Genomic DNA, 4,874 nt, shown 5'->3' with positions numbered 1-4,874 from the left:
CGCGAGGGGTGCGGGGTGAGGGGATACCTCGGCCGGATCAAGCCGGCGCTGATTGCTCCCAGGCGAAATGGGGCAACCGATAGAGCGCCTCCCGCTGGGCGCTGCTCCAAGTCTCGAACATGGCGGAAAGCTCAGGGGCATCGGCCTCAAACTTGATCTGGTGCGCAATCGCCAGCGAGTTGCGCGGCACGATGGCCAGCTCAAAAGGGGGGCCCACGGTGAGATTGGAGCGCTGGGTGAGCACCTCCGAAATCAGGCAGAGGCGTGCAGCATCCTCAAGCGAAAGATTGGTGTGACCAACATTGTCAAGCGGTGGCTTGCCATATTTGGTTTCACCGATCTGCAGGTAGGGCGTCTCGCGGGTCGCCATCACCGCGTTTCCCTGGGGATAGATCATAGAAAGACCGTGAGACTCACCGCCAATCTGCCCACCCAGGATGAAGGAGGCGCCAACATCGGCACCAATCTCCTTCAAAGCCGGACCATCCTGCCGTTGCACAGCCAAACTTACACGACCTATATAGGCGGCCGCCTCGAAAAGATACTCGCACGTCCTCAGATTTTTCCTGCCTTCCTGGCCATCATCACTAGCCCGATCCAGATCCCTCCGAATCCAATTCAGCACAGCCTGGGTCGTTGCTAGATTTCCAGCCGCCAAAAGAACAAATAGCCGATCTGACGCCGGCTGAAACACATGCATCTTGCTATAGGTTGAGATGTAGTCTACGCCTGCATTTGTACGGGAGTCAGAGGCAAGGACCAGCCCCTTCTCAAGCCAATAACCAATGCAATAGGTCACTTGAGCCAAGCCAGGGATGTACTGGCGAAATCCTAGGATCCGCTCAAGCTCCCATCTGCCCTGCCACAGGCTCCACCGACCAGTAGATCGACAATTGCACGAAGGATGGCGCTCGATCAGCGAACCAGCGGCCTCTGGCTGAGTTTTCGATGATTCGCGCTAAAAAAGGGCCCACAACGTCTTCAGCAGCGATGGCCCGTCCCTACCAACCATCACTTCTGCGGCTGCTGCACGGCCCAACGGCTGCGCTGGTGTCTCTGGCCTGGCTGAGCGGGCTGCTCCTGTATTCCAATGACGACGGCCGCTGGGGGCGCCTGCCACTGAGGCTCGGTGGAGACTGGATCGACATCCACGGCTCGATCGGCGTACTGCTCTGGCCCCTGGCCATCCTGTTCGCCCTTTACGCCGTCAGCGTGGGGCGCCGGCAGCTGCAGAAGCCCGCCAATGCCATCACCCTGCTCGCCCTGGCGCTGGCTGTGGGGAGTGGCAAATTAATGGACGAAGACTGGCTGAAGGATGGTCAACTCGATCATGTTGTCTATTCGGTGCATCTTCTGGCCTGGCTGGTCATGGCAGGAGCTGTGCTGGTCCACATTCTGGCCGTGCTGCAACGCGGCGGAGTGCCGCTGGTCCGATCGATGGCGAGCCTTCGAATCCGTGCCAACGACATGCCACGCGACTGGCCTGGCCAGATCAGACGGGCTCTGACCTGGAGAGGCTGACAGCAGCATTCGGCTCCGCTGGATGCCATGGTCAGCAGGAATCAATAAATACGCCGATTGATGGGGGTGACGTCACCACCGCCGCGGCGGAGAGATCGTCGAGGCTGGCCTCCAGCTTCAGCCCGGCGCCGAAAGGACAGATACCGAGGCCCACCACGTGAAGCGCTTGAGCCTGATCAACCAGCAAACGACCCCAACTCGATTCCATATGCATCAGCAGACGAATTTCCGCAAGCAAGGACTCCAGGCAGCTGCCGCACCTCGGCCATCCAACGTCCACCTGCTTCTTGTTCGCATGCCAACGTGAAACTCATGGTGACCTCGCAGCTGATGCCACTTGAGCCAGAACCCAGGCTAGAGCGCATCCATTCCTCTCGCCCAGCTGGGCGCCCATCCCAGAGAATCGGCTAACGATTAGCGGAGCCCTACCGCAATCCTAAAATAGAGTTTTTGCAAGATACTAGATTGTCCTAGACGGCGGCAACAGTTCAGACTCTTTGCCGAATCGACCATTTCAAAATGTAGCCTTGACGCCTGGGGATTATATACGGGTCCACCAAGTCTTTACTTGATTGACTACAAGATGTCACCTTGGCCATGCTCCCAAAGACTGATTGACAATCTCGATTCGGGCTTACTGCCGCATCAACAGGGCCAGGAGTGCCTCGATCTCTTGACGCTGGGGGCTTCTCCGTGGCTCACGACGCGGATGGAGAGGTTCGAGATCTCGGTGCTCCCCCAAGGCGAAACCCAATTGAGCAGCAGCGCGGTCGCCTTCCTGAGGACCGGGGTCATCAACCTGCTGCGGCGCGGCGGCTACCGCTCGATCCGTCAGGGCATTCGGGAACTGGGCTACGAGATCGAGGTGATGTTGGCGCTGGGAGGGGTGGCGACAACATTGAGCAAGCCTTGATCAGTTTCCCGCGAGCGAGTCAGCGTAGCGATCGGTCGCTGGCAACCCGGCACACCATCGGGCGTGCGTTCGCCACCTGCGAGGCACAACCAAGCCATCCTGCCGCCTCAACTGGACAGCCCGCCCAATCCACTGCTGGGGCCGATGGAAACCGGAGGCGCTCTGCTGTCGGAGGTCGTCTTCGTCCGCCTTGGCCCTGCAGGAGAGGCCACTTCGGGCGCTGGTCTCGCTGCCGCACCGCTGTCCTGGCCTGGCTGCTTGTCGGGTGGGCTGGGCTGTTGATGCACCAGTGGGAAGAGTTGATCGGGAGGCGATCCCGTCTGCTGAGCCAGAGTTGAACTGTTCGTCTCGATACAGTGCTGTCGATGGTGTTTCGACGTCTGCGAACCGATCGGGAGCGTGGTCGTGCGTTCCAGCCTCGCTTTGCCCGGGGAGAGATTGTGGCGGCCTGGATCGGCGGTCTTCTGGCCATCTGCGCACTGGGCCTGATCAGCAGCTGGAGTCACTACCCCCTGGTTGTGGCTCCCTTCGGGGCTTCCACCGTTCTGTTGTTCGGGCATCCCAGCAGCCCCCTGGCCCAACCCCGCAACATCGTTCTCGGCAATACGATCGGGGCCTTGATCAGCGTGGTGTGCGTGGCCTGGCCGGGCCCTTCGGTGGGGGGGATGGGGCTGGCCGTAGGGGTGACCATCGCGCTGGGGCAGCAGCTGCGATGCCTGCACCCACCTGCGGGTGCTGTGGCCCTGCTGGGCGTGCTGCTGAAGGCCCGACCCTCTTTCGTACTCAGCCCGATCCTCAGCGGCTCCCTGGTCCTGGTGTTGATCGCGGTGGTGTTCCACCGACTGCGTCCGTCCAGCGGGCCCTATCCGCATCACTGGCTCTGAACCCGGCCGGTACCAGTGCGGCCGCAGGACTGAAGGCTCCAGCGACCCACAACACCGGTCCTGCGAAGAAGAGGGCCAGGCTGGCGATCGGGCCCGACGGACGTTGGGGTTCCGGAGCCGCGCCGGTCGTGGCTCTCGCCCTGTTGGTACTGCCGACACTGCATTCGAGCGGGCTGCAGGTGATTGGCAGAGCTGTGACCATCGGAGCAGGAACCCAACTCCTGGCCCAGTTGTTGGCATAGACCAAACCCTGCCTGGCTTCCCTCTTTGCGTTCCTCCAGCGTTTCCAGCCCATCGAGCCTCCGGGCGAACAGCAGCTCGCCGGTGAACAGCGAGGCCGCCGTGGTGCCGGTGCCGATGGACGGCTGGGCGCTGGCGGCGGCGCACCCCTCATCCAATGCTCAGCGGTGCGTTCCTAGCAGAGACCACCAACACCTGAACAACAGCCACACGTGCGAAAAACGCGTGGAATGTCGGCTGCAGCCGATTCCAGGCAGCCAGGCCAGCGCCGACGACAAGACACCGGTGGCAATGGATCTCATGGAGTTCCCAGCCGGCCCCGATCGCTGGCCGCACTGGCGACTCCGGTTCTGCGCTGCTGGTCCATGGCTGTCGTATCCCCATCCCACAAGGGTCCTCCGGAGCAGAAGCTGGTTGCCTCCCTGAGCGAGCTGATGGAGGGATCGCACCGCCTTCCACTCCGCCAATGCGCTCTACGCCACCTGGGCCCGCAAGGCGATCCACTCCAGCGGTCATGGCTCCCGGCTCCAGCGGGGTCTCTCCGGCCGGATGGGAGGCAGCGCCTCCAACTGCCGGGCCTATGCCCGCGAAGAGCTGGTGGCCGAGCTCGGGGCGGTGCTGCTGGGTGATCGGCTTGAGATCGGCAGCGATGTCTGCAACCACGCCGCCTACCTGGCCTCCTGGATCGCGCTGCTCAGGGAGTTGCCGCGGCTGCTGTTCCAGGTGCTGAACGAGGCCCGGCAGGCCGCTGATCTGATCGCCCCCGATTGGATCGCCCAGCCCGGCCAGGGCAGGACTGGCGAGTAGCGCTATGGAGGGGGCATCAGCGGGGCCCGAATGAGCTGGCTTGAGCCCACCAACCTGCTGCTGCTGGCCTGCGCCCTGATCTATGGCCTGATCGGCGAATGGGTCGATGGCGGCATCCTGCTGGTCTTCGTGGTGGGCATCAGCCTGCTCGATGCCGTGCAGCAGCAGCGCAGCAACCACGCCCTGGCCGAACTGGCCCGGCTCTCGGCACCCCACGCCCATGTGCGGCGCGATGGGGAGGATCTGGAGCTGCCCGCCGATCAGGTGCGCGTGGGCGATCGGCTCCGGCTGGAGGAAGGTGATCGGGTGGCGGCCGATGCCGCCCTCAGCGAGGCGGTGGGGTTGTGGCTGGATGAGTCGCTGCTCACCGGAGAATCGCTGCCGGTCGCCCGCTCCGCCGCCGGGGAGCGGATCCTGGCCGGGTCCCTGGTGGCCAGCGGCCGGGGCTGGGCCGAGGTGGTGGCGGTGGCCGACGCCACCGAACTGGGCCGACTTGGCAGCAGCCTGGC

5 protein-coding genes and 2 pseudogenes are annotated in these 4,874 nt (G+C 63.3%); 5 read left to right on the top strand and 2 right to left on the bottom strand.

The annotated features are described in order from the left end of the window. Nucleotides 1–37 precede the first annotated feature (37 nt). Nucleotides 38–799 carry a 20S proteasome subunit A/B gene (locus VB716_RS09085; RefSeq protein ID WP_322758456.1) on the bottom strand — a complete coding sequence of 254 codons (762 nt, stop codon included), beginning with the start codon at nt 797–799 and terminating at the stop codon, nt 38–40. A gap of 191 nt (nt 800–990) precedes the next feature. On the opposite strand from VB716_RS09085, the gene VB716_RS09080 reads away from it, so the two are divergent. Beyond that, entirely contained in the window at nt 991–1,521 is a 531-nt protein-coding gene (locus VB716_RS09080; RefSeq protein ID WP_322758455.1) for a cytochrome b/b6 domain-containing protein, read from the top strand. A gap of 31 nt (nt 1,522–1,552) precedes the next feature. Here the strand turns inward: VB716_RS09080 and VB716_RS09075 are convergent, their stop codons facing one another. Beyond that, nucleotides 1,553–1,759 (bottom strand): hypothetical protein, encoded by a 207-nt coding sequence (locus tag VB716_RS09075; RefSeq protein ID WP_197170554.1) that lies wholly within the window; start codon nt 1,757–1,759, stop codon nt 1,553–1,555. Between the two features lie 330 nt (nt 1,760–2,089). Between VB716_RS09075 and VB716_RS09070 the strand changes: the two genes are divergently transcribed. The 4 genes and pseudogenes from VB716_RS09070 to VB716_RS09055 all read left to right on the top strand — a co-directional run. Further along, entirely contained in the window at nt 2,090–2,434 is a 345-nt protein-coding gene (locus tag VB716_RS09070) for a hypothetical protein (protein WP_323270293.1), read from the top strand. Nucleotides 2,435–2,799: 365 nt separating this feature from the next. Next, on the top strand, nt 2,800–3,318 hold the full coding sequence (locus tag VB716_RS09065; protein ID WP_197170557.1) for an HPP family protein: 519 nt from the start codon (nt 2,800–2,802) through the stop codon (nt 3,316–3,318). A 696-nt stretch (nt 3,319–4,014) separates the two neighbouring features. Further along, nucleotides 4,015–4,365, top strand: a pseudogene (locus VB716_RS09060) (zincin-like metallopeptidase domain-containing protein); the annotation flags it as partial. A 30-nt stretch (nt 4,366–4,395) separates the two neighbouring features. Continuing rightward, a pseudogene (locus VB716_RS09055) lies at nt 4,396–4,874 on the top strand (ATPase); the annotation flags it as partial.

The organism is Synechococcus sp. CCY9201, assembly GCF_034931105.1.
Classification (GTDB): domain Bacteria; phylum Cyanobacteriota; class Cyanobacteriia; order PCC-6307; family Cyanobiaceae; genus CBW1002.
The sequence above is the reverse complement of the archived record's forward strand: the minus strand, read 5'-3'. Positions and strand labels throughout refer to the sequence as shown.